Genomic DNA, 22,467 nt, shown 5'->3' with positions numbered 1-22,467 from the left:
ACATGTATAAAATTTTAATAGTTGAAGATGAAAGTATTATTCGCAGTACTTTAGCTAGATTACTTGAAAGAAATAAATTTCAAACCAGTCAAGCTGAAAATGTTGATCAAGCCTGCGAGTATAACTTTGATGATTTTGATTTAATTATCAGTGACGTCCGGATGCCTGGACGCCTAGGAACTGAACTGATCAATCTTGCATCAAACACCCCTGTATTAATAATGACCAGCTTTGCTAGCATGCGAGCGGCAATAGATGCGATTAAACTTGGAGCCATCGACTACATAGCTAAGCCATTTGATCATCAAGAAATGATCGAATGCGTTAACAAAATATTACAAGACTTCAAGCCTCAAACCATCAGTGAGTCACCTAAAACCAAACCTTCCCCAAAACCATCCAATGAGTTCAATTTCTCAGATTTTATTGGAAGCTCTCAAGTAATGAAAACGTTTTATCGACAATGTGAAAGAGTTGCGAAAACAGATGTCACTATATTAATTACTGGGGAATCAGGCACAGGAAAAGAATTGGCGGCTCGAGCCATTGCGTTACATTCCAATAGAAATGAAAAGCCCTTTGTAAGCGTCAACTGCGCTGCCATTGCGCAATCATTAATAGAGTCAGAATTATTCGGGCACGAAAAAGGTGCATTTACAGGTGCAGTCAACACAAACGAAGGCCTTATTTTAGCGGCAAATCATGGTACTTTATTTTTAGATGAAATTGGTGAACTCCCCTTAGAAGCTCAAGCGCGATTATTACGCGTTATGCAAGAACAAGAAATTAGAAAAGTTGGGTCAAGTATTTCAAAAAAAATCAATGTCCGCTTTCTATGTGCAACTCACCGCAACTTAAAAAAATTAGTAGAACAGGGTTTGTTTAGAGAGGATTTATACTATCGCATTCAAGTGATTGAACTTCACCTTTCCTCTTTAAAGGATCGAGGAAATGATGTCATTGAAATTGCTCAATATTTATTAAAAAAGCATAGCAAAAAATTAAATATACTTGTCGATAAAACGTTCACTACTGATAGCTTATCCATATTAAGACAATACCCATGGCCTGGAAACGTCCGTGAACTTGAAAATGCGGTACAACGATCGTTAATTTTATCTAATGGTGTGAATATTGAACCAGTTGACCTAGGGATCGATTATGAATTTTCCGAACTAGATCAAACTGCTATGGATACTCAAGATTTAGATTTTTCTGAAAAAGAAATTTTCACTCAATATGTCATGACTTACCAAAACAATTTAAGTGAGACCCAGTTGGCTCAACAAATGGGGGTTTCTAGAAAATGCCTTTGGGAAAGAAGGCAACGATTCGATGTGCCTCGAAATAAAAATTAAACACTGGGAAAATGATTCTTTTTTGTCTTTCCCAATTAAAACCAGTATATACGCATGTATTTAATTTTTCATATCCACATTAAAACAATTCATCCTCTTTATTACCCAGCTTCGCTTCCATATCATCGTTTTTAGCTAACTCGTCTGTTATCTCATGGCTCAATTGTGATAACACGGACATGACCTTTTCAGATGCAGATTCCATAAGCTTTAATTTTTCTAAAGATTGGGTTAATTCATCATTTTTTATTAACTCCAATGCTTGAACACCATTATCATGAACATTTTTATGATAGCCCTCAAGCTGTGAATAACTTTTTAAATGCTCAAAAGCCCGCCCTTCTCCTTCATAAAACCACTTCCCTAATCGGCATTGGTGGTGATTGGCAATATTTTCGATTTTTTCATAATTTCTAGATGTGAATTTTTGATAAATTGTATTTTTCCAAACGATATGATCCATCATTACAGACTGAATAAACCCTTCACTATTGGTGCGATCGATGATTTGGTACATATGTTTTGAAATACTTGTAATTTCCACTACAGTGTCGGACACAGAAGATGTTGTTTCAGCTAATTTATCACTTTCTTTTCCAATAATTTGAATCCCTTGATCTGCATTATTAATCTCAAATGTGATGGTATTAATAATTTTAGAAATTTCCTCAGTAGTTTCATTAGTGCGCTTAGCCAAATTACGAACTTCATCTGCAACTACTGCAAACCCCCGCCCCTGTTCACCTGCTCTTGCCGCCTCAATTGCCGCATTTAAAGCAAGTAAATTAGTTTGCTCAGAAATGCCTTTTATTTGTCCAACAAAACCTTCAATATTTTCAGCTGAAGCTTTTAGTTTCTCCATTGCTTTTGACGTTGTATTTGCTTGAGCATCGATTTCTTTTAAATCATCGGTGATGCAATTAAGAATTTGTCCTATTTGATTAAAAGTAGCATGGGATTCAGATAATTTTTCTTTCTCTTTATTTAATATATTTGCATTCTCAACAACGGTTTCGCGAATGTGATTCATTGATGATGTATTTTGAAACATCTGACTTAATAGACTATTATTTTCAAATGCTGCTTGATCGATATGAACTGCACGCATATCTGCAACAATTTTCACTTGATTTAATAACTGTAATTGTGAGTTTTTCTCATAAATTTCTGCTTTAAGCTCCTTAATTGTTTGATTTAAATCCGCAATTTCTAAATTTTTCTTCGAAAAAAACATAAATTTGATATCCTAAATTCACCTTATTTAATTAGAATAGACTTTTTTTTCATTAACACTAAGTTATCTGAACATATTAAATAAAATATTTTAGTTAAATACTGGACTTATTTTTATATTTAATTACTATTACGCTCGATAAATGAGTTTTACCGTTTTGACCTTAATTTACGGATCTTGGTCAAGATAAGATGGAAAACAATCCAGTTTTTAGTCGAATTTCCAATAATTTAACAAATATAATCTGTTCAATTTATTACGAATTAAGATTGGCATTAAGTTCCATATTTTAAATATAATTATTGCTTATAATTTTATAAGCTTAACCAATACTATTGAGGCATGGATGCTGATATCGGAGAAAACATGAAAATAGCAATTAGCCAACATCCAATTTCGGGTGTAAGTAGTTTTGAAAATTATTGTGACCGTGTCGAACAACGTTTACAGCGATTAAAAATGCAAAAAGTAAGTGTGGTTTGTATGCCAGAATTTGGTAGCTACGAACTGACTAATCTTTTAGATTCTGAATATTCAATTGATGAACAAGCAGATGCGATGCAAGAATTTGCATTCCCTCTAAGAGATTTTTACGCAAAATTAGCAAAAGAATTAGATCTATGTATTTGCACCCCGAGCTTTATTTTCAGAAGCGATGAGGGATGGCGTAATCGTGCATGGGTAGTTAGCCCTGAAGGTATCGATTTCCAAGATAAATTACATCCATCTATTTACGAACAAGATTTTCTTGGTGTAAATGGCGGCAAAGAATTAAAAGTATTTAATTGCAAAGGTTTAAAATTCATCGTGTGCCTAGGCATTGACATTGAATATGATGCTGTGATTAACCAAGCGATTGAGCAAGGCATCAAATTAATTATCATGCCTGCTGCAACGGATAACCCTCAATCTTACAATCGTGCAAAAATCGCCGCTCAAATGCGTGCAATGCAACACAACATTTACGTTGCATGGTCTCCATTAATTGGACGATTTGAACATTCAGGCATAATTGAAAGTGCGATTGGTGAAGCCAGTCTTTTTGGCCCAATTGACGAAGGATTTCCAGAAAATGGAATCGTTAATCAAGCCAAACCTTATAAATCTGGCTGGTTGATTGAAAGATTAAGCGCAAATGGCTTACGTGCACTTCAGGAAAATTCTCAATTTCCAAAAACATCAGATTCATATAGTGAAATTGTAGAAGTGAAAGAGTCTTCACCTATCGAATTAAATACACACAAAGAGTTAATTTAACAACAACTTGTGCCAAAAACTTACCTTTTTGGCACATTTTTTAAGAACTTTAACAAATACCAAGTTCACAACCCTCTAAAAACACACAAAAAAACACTAAAAACAGTGACTTAGCCAACATTCTAAATTTTTATTCACTTTTTAACTATAAAACCCCTTCATTTTCTGACAAAATCCCTCGCTTTAAATTTCCATGAGATTCTTATGACATTACTTTATGAGCCTGAGCGCTTTAAAGACGAAAGCAGAACAAAACGTTCTAAACGTCAACTATTGCTCACTAAAGCAGAAGAAATTTTCAGAACCCAAGGAATTGCGTCAACGAGCATGATTGATATTGCAAAAATTGCCGGTGTTGAAAGAAGAACCCTGTACAACTATTACAATAACAAGGAAGAGATGGCCATTGATATTCAAATTGAATATCTTCGAAACTATGGCGCTACAGTAGAATTTAAAATCAATCATGATTTAGATTACACCAAACAGCTTGAAAGTTACTGTGATACTTACATCAAACGATTTTTAAATAATAAAAATTATATTATTTTTATTACACAATTTGATTACCATTTTAGACACTTTTCAATGGATGATAATTTAGATCGCTATCATAAAATCATGAAAGATCGCAATATGACAAACAACCCAGCAATGGAAATCATTGCTTTAATATGCAAACAAAAAGAGCTAAATGTCGACGACCAATTAATTCGAAAATTCTTTTTCACTTTGCACCATTGCATTTTAGGCGTTGCTCAACGAGTAATATTTCGTGAATCGGTTTTTATTGAAGAACAAGACTATTCTAGCGAAGATATTCAAATACTCATTCCAATTTTAGTTAACGGGATAGTATCTACTTTACCTTCTTATCAAAAATAACTCTCAAAAGATTAACCCTGCATACAGCAGGGTTGATCCTTTTATATCTATATTAAATTTTAAAATTCCCACTCCAATAGTAAGCTTGTATTCATATAACTCGTGCTTTAATTACCCCATACAGTTATTTTACGAGAATCACTATGCGGAACTTTCTATTTTTATCAGGTGTAAGCCTATTTCTAAGCAGTTGTTATATTGAAGTGACGGATTCGCATCATCACGATTACAACTCCAACGAAAACACACCATTCACTCAAATCACTATTAATCAATCACTGAGCTACAACCGCGCATTATTATTGTCTGGTTATGCAATGCAGCTATATACACTGAGTAACCAACCTCATCAATTGGCGGTTATAGCCAATAATGACAATCTTTTAAATAAAAGCGTATTAATGACAAATTTGATTGATGGGGACATGCTTGGCATTCAATCAAATGACTTTAAATACAATTCTATTAATAATATCTGCGATTATGGTTCAGTGGCGGTTTCAAATAATCAAACACCCTATTTTGATCGTTATACATTAAACAATCAGGTTTTCGACGAATATGAAGGGGATTTTACTTTTTACACACAAAACAAATGCGACATTACCAATTCTCATTCAACCCAATACACACCATCGATTCTTGATGGGGCATTAAATTACAACATCTATTTTAAAAACTATATTTCCAATCAAAACTCACCACAAACCGATGAATTGATTGCGACAATAAGTGGTAATTGGTCATTAGAAAATGACAATTTAGGCTACTGGGATATTGATCACTTCCAAAGCCAAGTAACGTATCAGCATTTTGACGATCAAATTGTTTGGACTGAATTTTCATCTAATTTATCGATACATGATCATTCTAGAAAAATAGAAGGCAATCTTTCAATTCATACACAAAACACTCTACAAACTGAACTTGGCATTATTCACCCGTATTCTGGCTCAATTATCATTCAAGATGGTCGCACAAATAATCAACTTGAATTAAAAGTCTATTTAGACTCAGTAGATATATATGTAAATGGACGAATATTATTTCAATACATTAAATGGGACGACATTATAGCCGCGCAATCTTATTTCGGACTTGATTGAGCCCATTTTCCATGCACGCTATGGAATTCATAGGTTTGCCAAAAAGCACCCCTGTACTTCAATTTAAAATGATCAACACTTAATTGAGAATAACAAGGGCACTTTCCTTTTAAATTTCGAAAAGTAGCGGATTGTTTTCTCAATTGCGCAACCGTTGGGGTCATTTCATGGCTTTTTTGATACCTTTGTACATCAATTAATATTTGCTTCGCCTGAATACCTGGGCCACTCACATAATAAATAAGCAAACCAAGGATTACTCCTAGCAAAAGCATCATTCTAACCCACAAATTGGACTTTTTTTCTGCCATAAAACCACCACAATTCATTTATATACTATTTATTTTAGCTACATACATAAAATAACAAGATTTTTCACGAAAAAACGCGTACAATTCGCGCCCTTTCAAATCAGGTAAGATTCATTACCTCGATCATTCTTAAAATACAGGAAAAACATGTCCACATCTTTTCAAGATCTCGGTTTAGCAGAACCAATTTTACAAGCCATTAGTGAAATCGGTTACGAAACCGCCTCGCCCATTCAAGAACAAAGTATTCCTGTGTTATTAGAAGGTCGAGATATTATTGGTCAAGCACAAACGGGTACGGGTAAAACTGCCGCGTTTGCATTACCACTTGTGACAAATATTGACCCAAAAGCCAAAGGCGTCCAAATTTTAGTTTTAGCGCCCACTCGTGAATTAGCCATTCAAGTTTCTGAAGCTTTTCAAACCTATTGTCGCCATATTAAGGGCTTCCATGTGGCGCCTATTTACGGTGGCACAGGTTATGACACACAGCTACGCCAGTTAAAACGCGGCGTTCAAGTTGTTGTCGGCACCCCTGGTCGTGTAATGGATCATATCCGTAAAGGCACTTTAAAATTAGATAATCTTCAAGCTCTAGTACTAGATGAAGCAGATGAAATGCTTCGTATGGGGTTTGTTGATGATGTTGAATGGGTTTTGGAGCACACACCTAAAACACGCCAAATTGCATTATTTTCAGCGACAATGCCAAAAGAAATTCGTACCATTGCTCAAAAGCATTTGAACGATCCAGTTGAAATCAAAGTTAAAACAAAAACTGAAACTTCTGAAAATATCCGTCAACGTTATTGGATCGTTTCGGGTATGCATAAACTTGATGCATTAACCCGTATTCTAGAAGCAGAAACCTTTGATGGCATTATCATTTTTGTACGTACTAAAACGGCAACGGTTGAATTAGCTGAAAAACTAAATGCACGGGGCTTTGCTGCTGCTGCATTAAACGGTGATATTTCACAACAAATTCGTGAACGTACCGTTGAGCGTTTGAAAAATGGCAAACTAGACATCGTGATTGCAACTGATGTTGCCGCTCGTGGTATTGACGTTCCTCGTGTTAGCCATGTTATCAACTATGACATTCCATACGATCAAGAGTCTTATGTTCACCGTATTGGCCGTACTGGTCGTGCTGGTCGTGCTGGTGATGCAATTTTGTTTGTGGCACCACGCGAGCGTCGTTTACTTAAAAACATCGAACGTATGACAAAGCAATTGATTGAGCCGATGAACATGCCAACGGCATCGGACATCAACACACAGCGCATCAATCGTTTTAAGTCTCGTATTAGTGAAACACTTGAACAAGCCAATCTTGATATGTTTTTCGACATCATTTCTCAATACAAAGAAGAAAATGAAGTTGATGAAACAAAACTATGTGCAGCTTTAGCATCAATGGCTCAAGGCAATACCCCATTATTATTAGATGAGAACGAACGCATTAACAATCGTTCATTTGATGATAATGATCGCGATGATCGTGGTTCTCGCTCAGAACGCGGTGAACGTCCTCGTCGTGAACGTAAAGAACGCACTAAAGGCTTAAAAGGCCATCCCGATATGGAAACCACGACTTATAAATTAGAAGTGGGACAAAACCATGGTGTTAAGCCAGGTAATATCGTAGGAGCCATTGCAAACGAAGCAGACATTGATAGCCAATACATTGGGTGTATCGAAATTTATCCTCAATTCTCGACGGTTGATCTTCCAAAAGGCATGCCTAAAGAAGTGATGGATGTATTGAAAAATACCATGATTTCAGGTCAAAAAATCAAGATTTCTGAATTTTCTGGTGAACGTCCTGAAAAAGCACCTCGCGGTAATGACCATGGAGAAGGCGGCCCAAGAAAGCCTCGCTCGAACACTCATCACAAGCGTCAACGCAGAAGCAAACCAGCTCCAAGAGATTAGCAATTAACTGATTTCTTTTAGATACAAAAAAGGCGGTAACTTGTTTAAGTTATCGCCTTTTTAACATCTATCCCAGCATCCAATATTTTTGTAACCTTTTTATAAACTCATTTGGCGTTTACTGAACACTCATCTGTGGTGTTAACTCAGATTTCACAAGATCGGTAAACTCATGCTGCTTTGCCAATTGATCATGCTTATCTTTTAAGGCATTTTGTTCAAAAATACTCTGAGTTAATAATTCACGATAACTTTTAATTAATGCCTCCACTTGAAGCTTTAACATGACAGATGCGCCAGTTTTGGCAAACTCGTTTACTTTTTCTAAAACAGATCGACAATGAGTATCGATGGATTCAACTTGAGACCATTGCTTCATATCAAAACATAGCTCAATTTGCTCTTGAATTTTAATGAGCTCATTAAGTAATTCTGTTTCTGGATAATGATTCATTTATCGCTCCCTTATTGTACTTTTTGTTTTTCGCTTTTATTAAGAATATCTAATGCATCCTGACGAATATCATCCCATGCAGATTTGATTTCAATTAGCAATTTAGCCACTTCATCAAGCATTACAGTTGAATTCTTGGAATTGGCTTCAAACAATCGACGAATCATATAATCATAAAGATTTTCTAAATTCTGTGCGATTTCACCGGCATCCATATCTAGACTTTCTTGAAGCCCTCCAACAATACGAATTGCCGAATTGATTGTTTCATTTCGAGCTTCTATTTCAGATCGTTCGATATGCCCTTTTGCTTTAGCAATTCGAGCTAATGCCCCTTCAAACAACAACTGAATCAGACGATGCGGATCGGCATCCATTACAGCTGTATGAGCACTCATTTGTTGATATTGTTTTGCGCCATTTGAGTACATAGTTAAACCACCTTGATGTTATGTATTAAGATTTTTTCCCTCAAAACGCCTCAATCCGCATAATGCAACAGTAAAACTTTTTGCTTTAACTCTTTGCAAATTGATACTTCTCAAGTTGTTCTTTCCTCTTTCTCGGCCTTCCCCCAAAAACCTTTAATAAATTATTACAAATTAACTGGCATATTCGTTGCAAACTTCCCAAATACTTACATTAAAAATTAATTCGGCAATTCACTTCCGAATCAAGGGCAATGACAATGACGCAACTTACGAAATATTCACAAAACAACGCACACAATGAAGCGCTGGTTAATAAGTTACAACAGATGTACAAACAGTCATTGAGCCTTTCACTATCAAGTGAACATGTAAGTGAGTTACGCAAGCGCATCGTAAAATTAGCCATGGATCTTGGTCAAACCAATCAATACAAAGCAGTCAGTTATAATTTAATTGGCCGTGTCGCATTAGATGATGGTTTTATAGATAAAGCTCAAATGTATATTGAAAAATCCATTGTACTTGAGCCTAAAAATGCGGGTTTTTTATACAGTTACGGGCATATTTTTCTACAAAAAGCACAACTAAAAACCGCCATTGAATATTTTCAAAAAGCCCACTCTATTGCTCCTGATAGCACAAGAGCCCAATCTTCATTAGCGTATTGTTATTTAGCCTTAAATTTACCAGAACAAGCTTTTTTAAATTATCGTGAATTGGTGCAAAACCACCCAAAAGACAGTCATATTAAATCTAAATTATTTGAAGCCAGCTCTAAAATTCAAGCGGATCGATTCACTTTACGTTTATATAATGATTTAAATGCATTCTTTGAATTTACAGGAGTAGACTTTCAAAAACTTCACAGTTTAACCAGCAGTTTGCTTATTCATCAATACGAATTAGATCAAGAATACCCACCTTGTATTGACATCAATGACTTAGTAGATAACAAAGTGTTATTAAATGGGTTAACCCATTTATTGTTTACCAATAAATACATCGAAAAATTCATTTTAAGCTTGCGTAAACAAATTTTATTTAAATGCTTAGAAAGCCAAAAGAACTACACTAAATGGATGCCATTAATTACTGCAATTTCTCAACAAGCCATCAATGATGAACAAATTTTATATATTGACGCCCAAGAAGACATCATGCTTAATCATATTCAAGCTGTGATTGAATCTGATTTACAACAACAATGGAGTTGCAAATCTATATCCAGCGCATTACTGCTATTTGCAATGTACCAACCAATTTCCAATTTAAAGAATTGGCACAAAATTATGGATCATCCCATCAACAAATGGGCTTCAAATATTCGTCCTTTGATCACCCGGGCGGTATGGAATGTGAAACAAGAAATAGAACTATCTGAGCAATTCCATTTAGATAACCCACTTACCAATCAAACCTCAATAAAAGTACAACAACAATACGAACACCACCCATACCCAAGATGGTTACAGCTTGGGTATAACACGGCAACCAATTACGGCAGAGCATTAGAGAAAGAATTTTTTGGCTTCCGAGCACCTGATTATTTTAATCGAGGTGAATTAAAAGTGTTAATCGCAGGCTGTGGAACCGGCCAACATGCTTTAAAAGTAGCTAAGTATTTTAGAAATACCCAGGTCAATGCAATCGATTTGTCGAGTCGATCATTAGCATATGCAAAACAAATGTCAGACAAATTAAATATCCAAAACATTCACTTCCAACAAATGGATATTTTACAACTGCCTAAAACTGAACAATACCATGTCATCGAATGTTCGGGTGTGCTACATCACATGCAAGATATCCAAACTGGATTTAAGATTTTAAAGGATCAGCTGCTTCCTGGCGGATTAATGAAAGTAGGTTTGTATTCAAAACAAGCTAGAAAAATCATTGATAAAATGCGTAATTTAATTGAAATCAAGCAAATTCAATCTGATCAAAATGGCATTCGTTTACTTCGATTTGCATTAATACAATCCAGTAAAGTAGCTTTTGAACAATTATTTAAATCACCGGACTTTTATAGTTTAAGTGGATGTCGAGATTTGCTTTTTCATGTAAGTGAAATCACCTCCACTCCCAAGCAAATAAAACAATTATGCGAGCTCAATGACGTGAGATTTTTAGGGTTTGTTCGTGTGGCTGATGATGTAAAACAAGCTTATTTAACAAAATACCCTAATGATCCGATGATGGTAAATTTGAACAACTGGGAAAGTTTTGAGAAAACACATAACTGTTTTGAGAGCATGTATCAATTTTATGTGCAAAAACAATAATAAATACAGTTAAACACTAACGCTTGGTAAACAACTATTGATAACATAGGTTTTTTTATAAACAGAGCACCTATTTTGAACACCCCTATTCAGTCAGTTATTCAAAGATTCGTTGAACAAAATACCAATATTTTCGATCACAATCACGCAATTGTCATCAATCCGGAAAACATTTTCCAATCCATTACCCCGTTTTTTGAACAGGTTACGTATGTTTGTTTAAGGGAAGATCAAGTTAATGCGCAGTGTCAGCACCTGTCTATTATTGATTTTTTAAATGATCCTAAAATAGATCAATCTGAATTGATATTAATTTTGCCAAAAGCAAAAAAACTGACGGAAATTTTATTACATTGGCTTAGCCAACAAAATTTAGAACACACCAATCTGTGGGTCGTCGGCGAAAATGATTTAGGCGCCAAGAGTTTTGATAAACTGGCTAAAATCTATAATTTTGAAAGTAATTTAGTGGACACCGCAAGGCGTTGCAGAATATTTGAACTATACCCAGCTTCTAAAGTTGACAAACCATTTAACCTAACTGCTCATCTTAAATCCTTTGAATCTGAGGGAAAAAAACTCTCTACTTTACCGAGCGTTTTTAGTCATGGTCATTTAGATAAAGGCACCCAGGTATTAATATCCTTTCTGAAACAAAATCCACAAAACATAAAAGGCGATATTCTAGATTTTGCCTGTGGGTGTGGAGTGATTGCTCAATTTTGTACTCAGTACAGCGCATCTATCACAGGATTAGATACGGATTATTTATCAATCTATTGTGCGAATAATGCTAACGCTCAAAACAAAACCAGTATTAAATACATCACATCAAATGGACTTCCTAAACACGTTATTGATCAATATGATTGGATAATTTCCAATCCACCTTTTCATGAAAATAAACGCACAAATTATTCCATTACAGAAACATTCATCCAACAAAGCATTCATCACTTAAAACCAAATGGAAAATTACTTATGGTTGTGAATGACTTTTTGGATTACGAAAGTACTGTAAAAGAATCGTTCAATGAAATAGAAATCCTTTACAGCCAAAAAGGGTTTAAAATAATCAAAGCCACCAAGTAATATCAAAGATTTGTTCCTCAAATTATCATTTTCAGTTAAAAACCTTACATTGCGTAAGGTTTTTGTTTAAACTTCCTCAAAAATACTTTATCCATATACATTTTCCTTCTTCAAGCTAACTTAGCTGTGTGATGCCCAATAATGGATATATCCCAAATTACATAACCTTTTAGTTGATACATGGAAAATATACCTTCAATTATTCAAGCTATGCTGCTTGATAATATTTTAAATACAAATGATGCCATAGCAGTGTTTGGCCCTAATGACGCCATTTTATTTAGCAATAAAACATTTGCTGGTTTATATGACTTAAGCGTAAATGAAGTCAACGGTAAACTTTGGCAGGATTGCGTCAAACATTCTTATATTAATGAAACTGGCTTAAAATACGATACAGATAATATTGAGAATTGGTTACACAAAGCAAATAAACTAAGACGCTCCGAAATACAACGAACGTTTGAAATCAATACCCTCAAAGATCGCTGGTATTTATGCAATGAAACGACCAATGAACAGGGTTATATTGTATTTCATGGCATCGAAAACACTCGCAGCAAACAACTTGAAATTGAATTAAAAAATACAACTGAAAAATTAACATTACTAGCCACGACGGACCCGTTAACTAATTTATATAATCGCCGCTTTTTCTTTATGAGATTAAAAGATGAAATTAACCGTTACCAACGTACGGATAAATTCATCAGTGTCATCATGTTAGATTTGGATCACTTTAAACAGATAAACGATCAATATGGCCATAAAGGCGGTGATGAAGTGCTCGTTACATTTGCAAAATTAATTAAAAAATTAATCCGCCCTTATGATTTGGCAGCTAGAATGGGTGGCGAAGAATTTGCAATCATTTTACCAAACACCAATATGCATGAAGGCCAAATGATTGCCGAACGAATCAGACAATCACTAGCAAAGCTCACTTTTAAACAAATATCTCCAGATTTAAAAGTGACGATTTCAATTGGAGGCATGACGTCAAATAGCGAATTAAATGCAAGTAAATTCACACTAAAATCTGATAATGCTTTATATAAAGCAAAAAATAATGGCAGAAACCAAGTCGTATGGTGTAAATAGTTACAAATAGTCGCGAAAAAATTTCACAAACATAAAAAAAGAGGCTTTCGCCTCTTTTTTTTGATCCTAATTAACTACTTACACAACGTTAGCCAATCAGATTTTGCAGGGTCTTGACCCAATACAGTTTTAAAGTATTTTTCCTGCATAATAGTTGTCACAGGGCCGCGACGACCCTCACCTAATTTACGACCATCTAATTCACAAATCGGCAAGACTTCTGCTGCGGTTCCGGTAAAGAACGCTTCATCACACACGTATATTTCATCACGTGTAATGCGTTTTTCTACCATTTTGTAACCTAACTCTTCAGCAAACTGCATAATCGTATTACGCGTAATACCATCTAAACAGCTCGTTAATTCAGGGGTATAAATCACACCATTTCGTACAATAAAGATATTCTCGCCAGAGCCTTCAGCAACAAACCCTTCTGGGTCTAACAATAATGCCTCTTCACAACCAGATGCTAATGCTTCACGTAACGCAAGCATAGAGTTCATGTAGTTACCGTTTGCTTTGGCTTTAGTCATACTAATATTTACATGATGACGAGTGTAAGATGAGGTTCTTACTTTAATGCCAATTTCACGAGCCTCTTCGCCCATGTAAGCCGGCCATTCCCATGCAGCAACCATCAAGTGGACATTCAAAGAATCCGCACGCAATCCCATTCCTTCCGATCCATAAAACGCCATCGGACGAATATACGCATGATTTAAGTTATTCGATTTAATCGCATCAATGTGCGCTTGGTTTACTTCTTCTTTTGTATACGGCATATCCATTTGTAAAATATGCGCAGAACGAAATAAACGATCGGTGTGATCTTGCAAACGGAAAATAGCAGGACCATCGGCAGTTTCATAGGCACGCACCCCTTCAAAAACACCCATTCCATAATGTAATGTATGAGTCAAAACGTGGACTTTCGCATCCTTCCAATCTACAAATTTTCCGTCTAACCAAATTAGACCTTCACGATCTGCCATGTTTGGCGCTGCCATAAGATTCCCCTAAAACTCTGTGATTATGTATGTAAAATTAAGGCGCGCAGGATACCATAAATTTATGCCAAAATGCCTCAACATTTTTAATTGTATTGGTAATTTTTTCATCCCTTTGAATATCGATTACTTGGGATTTATGATCTTGCAAAATTTGAGCATGCAATAATGAACGCAGCGTCATATATGCTTGCACCAACGCTGTAGAATCTTCTTTAGAGATCACATTATTAATGGCAAGACAGTCTAAAATATTCAAATTATCACTAAATAGACATAATTGTGGTATGGCTTCGCAATGCTTTAACACCCAATATTGAACCATAAACTCAATATCAACTAATCCACCGCGATCTTGCTTAATATTGAACTTATCAGAATGGTTAGACTTTGATCCTAGTTGATCAATCATTTTATTGCGCATGTTGACAATATTATCACGCAGATCTTGCTTATCAACCTGAGTCAAAATTTCGGTTTTTAAACGTACATAACAATGATCATCCATACCTGCTACGCTTCGAGTCCGAACTAAAGCTTGATGCTCCCATGTCCAAGCTTGATTTAATTGATATTTTTTAAATCCATCTAAAGAACAAACCAAAGAGCCAGAATTTCCAGAGGGTCTTAAACGCATATCTACTTCATATAACTGACCGTTGTAGGTTTTACTGTTTAAAATATGCATAAAACGCTGAACCACCTTTGTGTAAAATACAATATTTTCTATGGATTTTACGCCATCAGTTTTTCCATTAATCGAACTATTATAAATAAATACAACATCCAAATCTGAATGATAATTTAATTCAAACCCACCCATTTTACCGTATGCAATTATCGATAAGTCTTCATTAGAATTAACAAAAGAGTGATCCTGTTCATTTTCATTTTCATTTTCATTTTTTTCAGGGAAGCCAAACCGTTCGATCATTTGCTCAAATGCCAAATGCAAAGAATATTTAACGACTACATTTGCAACCTGAGTTAAATAATCACTGACGTTGCCTAACCCTAATGTTTTCATCACTTCACATGCGCCGGCACGAAACACACGTGCATGCTTAAATTGTCTCAACGATTCCATTTGCTGCTCTAGATCATCTTGTTCAATCCGTAACATCATCAAACGCAATTGTGCACTTAATTCTTGTTCGGATGGTAAATGATATAGACGATCATGATCAATCAGCTCATCAAATAGAAAGGGTTTTTCAATTAATTGCTGGGCTATCCATTTAGAACGATAAACCAAACGAACCATTTCAAAAATGGCAAATGGATGTTCATTTAACAAAGTCAAATAACTAGATCGGCGTAACACGGATTCTAAAATTAAAATCAAATTATTAAAGGTCGTTTCTTGGGACATTTCAGGCAGAGATTTTATTTCTTGTAGAATGTAATTTAAAGTGATTAAAACACGATCTCGCACTTGCGGTGTTAATTTTTCAAATGCTTGGCTATTAATAAATCCAGCAAGCACAACATTTAATTGCTCGCTTAAATTTGACAATTCAGATCTCTTCATATTATTAGATATAGACTGTACTAACAGTTGTTCAAGCGTTTTATCCAATGGATAGGGTTTATTTTCCTTTTGGATACAATTTTCAAAATGCTTGGTCACAATTTTCGTCTGTTCACTTAGTATTTCAAGTAAATTTTCTTCAGTCTCAAGACCAATATACTTTGCAATTTTAATTCGCAAACCAGCATCATTTGGTAATACTTGGCCCTGTTTATCTTGATAAGCTTGTATAGCATGTTCAATTTTTCTAAGCCAAATGTAAGCAACTTTTATTTCAGCTAGAGATTGCTCATCTAATAATGCATTGTTATTTAACACATTCAACACTTCAAATAAATTTGGGGTTTGTAATGCATGTACATTTCCTCCACGAACCAACTGAAATGATTGAACAATAAATTCAATTTCTCTGATTCCGCCACGACCTAACTTTACGTTTAAATTAGGTAACTTTAAGGATTCTTTATTAATTTGATTTTTCAAGTCTCTTAATGCTTCAATGGCTTGAAAATCCACATAAGCTCGATAAACAAATTGATTAATAAATTCAATAACCGATTCATTAAACAGAGGATCTCCACAAACCGGTCGCATTTTTACCATAGCAAAACGCTCCCAATCGCGTCCATGTTCAATATAATATTTAAAAAATGCCGTTTGATTTAATACTAATTCGCCACCTTGCCCCCAAGGACGCAATCTCATATCAACACGATATACAAACCCTTCTTGAGTCACTTGATGTAAATAATCTATTATTTTCCTTGCTACTTTTATAAAAAACTCTTGATTTGAAATACTTTTTTGATCTGAACCATTAATAATCGTATTACCTGAAAATGGATACACAAAAATCAAATCTATATCCGAAGATAAATTTAATTCAAACGCACCCAATTTACCCATTGCCAACACCGACAATGAATTTTTTATTTCATTTGTTTTTGAAGAAGGTTTACCGAATCGATTTTCGATAATAAATTGTGCATAATTATGAGACAGCTCAATTGCCACATCTGCCATTTTACTTGTTGCAGTTAATACCTGTTCCAAAGACCACAATTGATTGGAATCCATAAAAATAATCAACATTTGATTTTGATTGCGCCAAATTCTTAATGCAGATTTAAATTCATCCTCTGAAGTGTTCACAAAATCTATTAATTGCAACACGCCCACTTGCAATGTCTTTTCAATTTCATTGCAATCAATACGTTCTAAAAAAATATTTAATGCATTTTGATCAAAATCTAACAGATTATTTTTAAAAAACTCACTACAAAAACAAGATTTTGCAAATTGTATTTCAAAATCCGATGGTATATTTAGGTGGGAAATTTCTAACGATTTAAATTCAGTTAACATTTACAACTCATTTCTACAACTCATTTCCAAAAAAAAGGATCTTCGAATCATTTTTACAAATCATCGAAGATCCAAATATTTATTTAATTTATACTTTTTCAACAATCAAAGTTTGACTATCTTTAGCACCTACAATATTAACCATATCGCCTTTTACCCCTTGAACTCCAATAACATTCCAATTTGCATCATCAATTTTAATCTTTCCTTCTTGTCCTAACGTATCCTTTAATAATTCACTTTGACGGCCAATTAATGTTTGTGAGCGATTATTTAAATTAGGCTGATCGGTCATAGTTGGACGCGACTTTATTCGGTAATACCAAAAAAAACTGATACCCAAAGTAATCACTCCATAAATTACCCCTTGAATTTTCCAATCTAATTGAGGGAATACAAAAGAAATGACCATTGAAACAAATGCAGCTAAGCCAGCCCAAAGTAAAAACCCCGCCGCTCCAGCTAATTCTAAGACAAGCAAAAATGAGCCTAAAGCAAGCCAATGCCAATAAACAAGTTCAAACATATGTCACTCCTATTTAGAAACGCCTTTTAACAACTCTTGAATACCACCAATTGATCCCATTAAACCCGATGCATCAAGGGGCATCATAATGACTTTAGAATTTTGTCCATCACCAATTCGAGCTAATGCGTCTGTATATTTTTCGGCAATAAAGAAATTAATTGCATTAATATCCCCTTCTGCAATTGCTTTTGAAACCATTTGTGTAGATTTCGCATCTGCTTCAGCTCGACGCTCACGTGCTTCTGCAGCAAGCACAACGGATTCTTTATCCGCTTGAGCCTTTAAAATTACCGCCTGTTTAAAACCTTCAGCTTCTAAAATTTGTGACTGTCTTTCCCCTTCTGCCATTAAAATGGACGCACGTTTATTACGCTCAGCTTTCATTTGATTTGCCATTGCATCAACCAAGTCTTTAGGTGGCGTAATGTCTTTTATTTCAATACGTGTCACTTTTACACCCCACGGATTGGTCGCCATATCCACAATATTTAATAATCGATCATTAATATTGTCACGCTGAGAAAGCATGGCATCCAACTCTAACGAGCCTAAGACAGTTCGAATATTTGTCATCGTCAAATTACGAATCGCATGTTCTAAATGATTGACTTCATAAGATGCTTTAGCAGCATCGGTTGCAATAAAAAAACAAACTGCATCAATCGTTACCATTGCGTTATCTCGAGAAATTACTTCTTGAGGAGGGATATCTAATACCTGCTCCATCACATTTATTTTATGGCCTACCGAATCGATTACAGGAATTAAATACCCTAATCCAGGTTGTAATGTTCGAGTATATTTACCAAAACGTTCAATAGTATAGTGATATCCCTGCGGGACAAATTTAATGCCTTTAAAGACAAAAAATAAAATAAAAATTACAAAAATTATGACTGCGATTGTCATGATATTATTTTCCATTGGTTGATCCCCTGTAAATAAAATAAAATAATTAATTATGTTCGTTTTACACGTTCGCGTAAATTAATTTAGAGCCGAGTTGAAATTGGCGCCACCCTCAATACTTCTTCTACTGTTGTTTCCCCTTTTGCAATTTTTAATGCACCACTTAATCGTAAACTTTTCATGCCTTCTTTCATCGCTTGAGCGGTAAACAATTGAATATTAGATTCTTCAGTTATTAAATGTGCCAATGGATCAGAGAGTGAAAATACTTCATATAATCCAGCACGCCCACTATATCCAGTATTTCGACAATGAATACACCCCACAGCATCATAAATCACCTTAGGGACACTCACCTTCCAAGGTCGAATCATTTCTTTCCATTGATCTTCATTAATTTGAATTTCTTGTTTGCAATGAGAGCACAACGTTCTCACTAATCGTTGCGCCATCACACCTATTAATGTTGAGCGAATTAAATACGCAGGGACACCTAAATCTTGCAATCGAGTAATTGCTGAAGGCGCATCGTTTGTATGTAAAGTTGAAATCACTAAATGTCCAGTAAGGGCCGCTTGAATTGCCATATGCGCGGTTTCTAAATCACGTATTTCACCTAACATAATAATATCAGGGTCTTGACGCAACAATGCTTTTATTCCAGTTGCAAAATCAAGTTCGATATTATGTTGAACTTGCATTTGATTAAAAGCAGGTTCAATCATTTCTATAGGATCTTCCAAAGTGCAAACATTCACTTCGTCAGTGGCCAGTTGTTTTAATGTGGAATATAAAGTGGTGGTTTTACCTGAACCAGTTGGACCTGTGACAAAAACAATTCCATTTGATTGGCTTGTCATTTTATTCCATAACGTTAAATCTTCATCACTTAAACCAAGCTGTTCGTAACTTCTGACTAACACTTCGGGGTCAAAAATACGCATGACCATTTTTTCGCCAAAAGCAGTTGGCATTGTTGCCAAGCGTAATTCTACTTCTAAACCTTGTTTAAATTTTGTTTTGACTCGCCCATCTTGAGGTTTTCTTTTTTCAGCTACATTCATTCGGCCTAATATTTTTAAGCGACTGGTCACTGCCATACCAACTTGAACAGGCATTTGATACACCGCATGTAATACTCCATCAATTCTAAATCGAATATTATGATTCTCTCTTCGAGGTTCAATATGAATGTCACTGGCTCTTTGTTCAAATGCATACTCTAAAAGCCAATCTACAATTTTCACCACATGCTCATCGTTTGCATCAGCGCTGCCCGATTTTCCAAGCTCTAACAGCTGCTCAAAATTTTGCCCTTGAGAAGATTTATTTTTATTTGCTGCACCGTACATTGAAGTAGCTAATGTATAAAACTCAGTGCTGTATCGCAAAATATCTGCAGGTGACGCCATGACACTAGTAACAACTTTACGATTGACTTGATGAATTGAATCTTGCCAGGTTTCATCAAATGGATCTGCACACGCGATCACTATTTCTTCGTCAGTTACTTTTACAGGCAATAAAACGTGTCGTGTTGCATATTCAAAGCTCATAACCGAAGTACACTTGGACACTTCAATTTTTAATGGATCGATTGTGAAACACTCTAATCCAGATTCTTTTGCCAACCATTGTATTAAAAACTGTTCATCTAATACTTCAAGGGGATTTTTTTTGTTTTCGACTTTAATTTTTGCTAACTGGGAAATAGGATGCTTTATATGAGCTAATTTGTTAGCGTCCACTAATTTTCGAGCATGCTCAAGTTTTTCTATGTCTAATAATTGATCTTGAACCAGTGCATGGGTAATTTGCGCAAATGTGAGTTTTCCGGTTATATTTTCAAATAATTTACTCATGATTTCCCCCTAAATGACACCACATACTCATAGATAACCAAATCTGTCCAATTTCTTTATCCTGAAATATTGAATCTATAAGTTGATTTAATTGAACCTCATTTAATGATGGTTTGCATTCAATTAAAAGCTTTCGCCATTTATCAATAATTGCCTGTAATGGAATTTTCATGTGTGCATAATAGGTGTTTTGTTGTTGCTTTAACAAATCTAAAAGCGAGCCAATTGCATCAATTGCGCTTGCTAAATAGGCAGTTTGTTTTAAAAAGTAAAACGCCTCCCAATTGGATTGAATGAACTGCAAAAAACATGCAACTTTTTGTTGGATAGTTGATTTTTCTGGAATTTTTTCAAAATTTACTTGGTACTTTTTCCCTTGTTCTAATAATTTTAAACGCTCACCCCTTAATGCCTTAGAGGTATCACTTGGCATGACACTAATGTTTTGTGCGATTTTTTGCGCCAATTGAAATATTAATTGAATATGATGTTTCTGTGAAAAATCGATTGATGCATCTACTTTAAGCTCTAATTCCACCTCACAAATCTGATCCTTTAAATTTTTATAAGTCACACAACCTTGATCAAGCACAAACTCCATTGCGTTTAATTGAATTTCATGGCGTGTAAAATCGGTTGAAAAAATGGGCAATAACTCTAAATCAGAAAGAGTATGATCGGTTAACAATTGATTTAATGGGGCTTCAATTAGCCCCAACTCTAATTCATACCCCCTCAAATCATTTTCATATTCACTTCTTATATGTAATCCCCCATGATTTTCACCCTGTGTTTTGAGTGTCTGAATATATCGACTGCCTTTTTGCCTAATTCTAAGGGCAATCTTATGATTGGCTAATATCGTTTCTACAGTATCAAAATAGGTATTTTTTAGGACAAACGTATCTTTTTGATTAGATTTTAAACAATCTAATTCTAATAATTGTTTTACATCTTTTGGATGGATTTGTAATTTCAACTCTATTTCTTTTAGCACAATCAATTTACTCTAAAAATCTATTTATCCCTCACTTTACCATAGCTAATTCGTAATTTTCATGGTTTTGATAGCATTATTCACATACAGCATTGCTAAAACGAAAAAACCCAGCAAAAGCTGGGTTTATCTGTATATATATGCTTATTTCTTTTTAGAGGTTTTTTTTGCCATCGCTTTTTTAGCGGGTGCTTTTTTTGTGACTGCCTTTTTAACTGCTGCTTTTTTAACAGCTGGTTTCTTAACGGCCGATTTCTTAGTAACTGCTTTTTTTGTGACTGCTTTTTTTGTGACTGCTTTTTTAACAGTCGATTTCTTCTCGGTGGCTTTTTTGGAAGTGGCTGTACGTTTTTTATTTTTAGAACCTAGTCGAGAAGCACCTCGTTTTTTATAATTTTCGGCTTTTTGTTTGGCTGTAAATAATGTAATGCCATTCACACGACAATATCGCGCCAAATTTCGCGGGTCCATATTCATAGCTTGACAGATGTCTTTTAAATACTCACCCGTTTTCAGTCTTTTTTGAACTTCTTTAATGCGCTCTGGAGTGTATGTTTTTGCACTATTAGCGCGAGGCGCTGAAACAGTGATACCCTCTTCTCTTAAAACGGCTCTCCATTTATTATCGGTAATGGAAATTTGTTCTAACGCTTCACGTAGCATCGCACCATTTTTAAATGCTGCCTTAACTTTACTAATGATTTGTTTATTAGTCATTTCATTTAAGCCTTTTTTGTTTTTAAAGTTTGACGGACTTTAACTCTAAGAACAGCACTATAACATGTGAATGTCTTAACAACGAGATGCAAACCGAC

At 35.0% G+C, this 22,467-nt stretch carries 19 protein-coding genes and 1 pseudogene; 8 read left to right on the top strand and 12 right to left on the bottom strand.

Annotated features, from left to right (window positions below; all coding sequences use genetic code 11):
- The first annotated feature begins 2 nt into the window (after positions 1-2).
- The gene (locus tag TYM08_RS07440) at positions 3-1,358 is read left to right on the top strand and encodes a sigma-54-dependent transcriptional regulator (protein ID WP_422382339.1); all 1,356 of its coding nucleotides are present in this window, start codon (positions 3-5) and stop codon (positions 1,356-1,358) included.
- Between the two features lie 79 nt (positions 1,359-1,437).
- On the opposite strand, the gene TYM08_RS07435 is transcribed toward TYM08_RS07440, so the two are convergent.
- Both TYM08_RS07435 and TYM08_RS07430 read right to left on the bottom strand, forming a co-directional pair.
- The gene (locus TYM08_RS07435) at positions 1,438-1,821 is read right to left on the bottom strand and encodes a CZB domain-containing protein (protein WP_422382819.1); all 384 of its coding nucleotides are present in this window, start codon (positions 1,819-1,821) and stop codon (positions 1,438-1,440) included.
- A 102-nt stretch (positions 1,822-1,923) separates the two neighbouring features.
- A pseudogene (locus TYM08_RS07430) lies at positions 1,924-2,388 on the bottom strand (methyl-accepting chemotaxis protein); the annotation flags it as partial.
- Between the two features lie 570 nt (positions 2,389-2,958).
- On the opposite strand from TYM08_RS07430, the gene TYM08_RS07425 reads away from it, so the two are divergent.
- The 3 genes from TYM08_RS07425 to TYM08_RS07415 all read left to right on the top strand — a co-directional run bounded on the left by TYM08_RS07425 (position 2,959) and on the right by TYM08_RS07415 (position 5,840).
- Positions 2,959-3,849 carry a nitrilase-related carbon-nitrogen hydrolase gene (locus tag TYM08_RS07425; protein ID WP_422382338.1) on the top strand — a complete coding sequence of 297 codons (891 nt, stop codon included), beginning with the start codon at positions 2,959-2,961 and terminating at the stop codon, positions 3,847-3,849.
- 204 nt (positions 3,850-4,053) lie between these two features.
- Positions 4,054-4,734 carry a TetR/AcrR family transcriptional regulator gene (locus TYM08_RS07420; protein WP_422382337.1) on the top strand — a complete coding sequence of 227 codons (681 nt, stop codon included), beginning with the start codon at positions 4,054-4,056 and terminating at the stop codon, positions 4,732-4,734.
- 143 nt (positions 4,735-4,877) lie between these two features.
- Positions 4,878-5,840, top strand: a complete 963-nt coding sequence (locus TYM08_RS07415) for a hypothetical protein (protein WP_422382336.1) — start codon at positions 4,878-4,880, stop codon at positions 5,838-5,840.
- Here TYM08_RS07415 and TYM08_RS07410 read toward each other — a convergent pair.
- Entirely contained in the window at positions 5,822-6,151 is a 330-nt protein-coding gene (locus TYM08_RS07410) for a hypothetical protein (protein WP_422382335.1), read from the bottom strand. The two genes, TYM08_RS07415 and TYM08_RS07410, sit on opposite strands and share 19 nt — an antisense overlap.
- Positions 6,152-6,298: 147 nt before the next feature.
- Here TYM08_RS07410 and TYM08_RS07405 point away from each other — a divergent pair, with 147 nt between their 5' ends.
- Entirely contained in the window at positions 6,299-8,089 is a 1,791-nt protein-coding gene (locus TYM08_RS07405) for a DEAD/DEAH box helicase (protein ID WP_422382334.1), read from the top strand.
- Between the two features lie 118 nt (positions 8,090-8,207).
- On the opposite strand, the gene TYM08_RS07400 is transcribed toward TYM08_RS07405, so the two are convergent.
- Positions 8,208-8,543 carry a hypothetical protein gene (locus tag TYM08_RS07400; RefSeq protein WP_422382333.1) on the bottom strand — a complete coding sequence of 112 codons (336 nt, stop codon included), beginning with the start codon at positions 8,541-8,543 and terminating at the stop codon, positions 8,208-8,210.
- 11 nt (positions 8,544-8,554) lie between these two features.
- Positions 8,555-8,974 (bottom strand): flagellar export chaperone FliS, encoded by a 420-nt coding sequence (gene fliS, locus TYM08_RS07395; RefSeq protein ID WP_422382332.1) that lies wholly within the window; start codon positions 8,972-8,974, stop codon positions 8,555-8,557.
- A 257-nt stretch (positions 8,975-9,231) separates the two neighbouring features.
- Between fliS and TYM08_RS07390 the strand changes: the two genes are divergently transcribed.
- The 3 genes from TYM08_RS07390 to TYM08_RS07380 all read left to right on the top strand — a co-directional run bounded on the left by TYM08_RS07390 (position 9,232) and on the right by TYM08_RS07380 (position 13,452).
- Entirely contained in the window at positions 9,232-11,259 is a 2,028-nt protein-coding gene (locus TYM08_RS07390; RefSeq protein WP_422382331.1) for a methyltransferase domain-containing protein, read from the top strand.
- Between the two features lie 75 nt (positions 11,260-11,334).
- Positions 11,335-12,351 (top strand): methyltransferase, encoded by a 1,017-nt coding sequence (locus tag TYM08_RS07385; protein WP_422382330.1) that lies wholly within the window; start codon positions 11,335-11,337, stop codon positions 12,349-12,351.
- A 180-nt stretch (positions 12,352-12,531) separates the two neighbouring features.
- Entirely contained in the window at positions 12,532-13,452 is a 921-nt protein-coding gene (locus TYM08_RS07380; RefSeq protein WP_422382329.1) for a sensor domain-containing diguanylate cyclase, read from the top strand.
- A gap of 74 nt (positions 13,453-13,526) precedes the next feature.
- Here the strand turns inward: TYM08_RS07380 and TYM08_RS07375 are convergent, their stop codons facing one another.
- The 7 genes from TYM08_RS07375 to TYM08_RS07345 all read right to left on the bottom strand — a co-directional run bounded on the left by TYM08_RS07375 (position 13,527) and on the right by TYM08_RS07345 (position 22,369).
- Positions 13,527-14,459 (bottom strand): branched-chain amino acid transaminase, encoded by a 933-nt coding sequence (locus TYM08_RS07375; RefSeq protein WP_422382328.1) that lies wholly within the window; start codon positions 14,457-14,459, stop codon positions 13,527-13,529.
- Between the two features lie 37 nt (positions 14,460-14,496).
- Positions 14,497-17,355, bottom strand: a complete 2,859-nt coding sequence (glnE, locus tag TYM08_RS07370; RefSeq protein ID WP_422382327.1) for a bifunctional [glutamate--ammonia ligase]-adenylyl-L-tyrosine phosphorylase/[glutamate--ammonia-ligase] adenylyltransferase — start codon at positions 17,353-17,355, stop codon at positions 14,497-14,499.
- 88 nt (positions 17,356-17,443) lie between these two features.
- Positions 17,444-17,881, bottom strand: a complete 438-nt coding sequence (locus TYM08_RS07365; RefSeq protein WP_422382326.1) for an NfeD family protein — start codon at positions 17,879-17,881, stop codon at positions 17,444-17,446.
- A gap of 9 nt (positions 17,882-17,890) precedes the next feature.
- The gene (locus TYM08_RS07360) at positions 17,891-18,808 is read right to left on the bottom strand and encodes an SPFH domain-containing protein (protein ID WP_422382325.1); all 918 of its coding nucleotides are present in this window, start codon (positions 18,806-18,808) and stop codon (positions 17,891-17,893) included.
- Positions 18,809-18,876: 68 nt separating this feature from the next.
- The gene (locus tag TYM08_RS07355) at positions 18,877-20,655 is read right to left on the bottom strand and encodes a GspE/PulE family protein (protein WP_422382324.1); all 1,779 of its coding nucleotides are present in this window, start codon (positions 20,653-20,655) and stop codon (positions 18,877-18,879) included.
- Positions 20,648-21,634: an inorganic triphosphatase gene (locus TYM08_RS07350; RefSeq protein WP_422382323.1), complete on the bottom strand. Its 987-nt coding sequence runs from the start codon at positions 21,632-21,634 to the stop codon at positions 20,648-20,650. Before TYM08_RS07350 ends, TYM08_RS07355 begins: the two co-directional genes overlap by 8 nt.
- Positions 21,635-21,796: 162 nt before the next feature.
- On the bottom strand, positions 21,797-22,369 hold the full coding sequence (locus TYM08_RS07345) for a hypothetical protein (protein ID WP_422382322.1): 573 nt from the start codon (positions 22,367-22,369) through the stop codon (positions 21,797-21,799).
- Positions 22,370-22,467: the final 98 nt, after the last annotated feature.

Source organism: Marinicellulosiphila megalodicopiae (assembly GCF_045862395.1).
Lineage (GTDB): Bacteria > Pseudomonadota > Gammaproteobacteria > Pseudomonadales > Natronospirillaceae > Marinicellulosiphila > Marinicellulosiphila megalodicopiae.
This window is presented reverse-complemented; position numbering and strand designations above follow the sequence as displayed.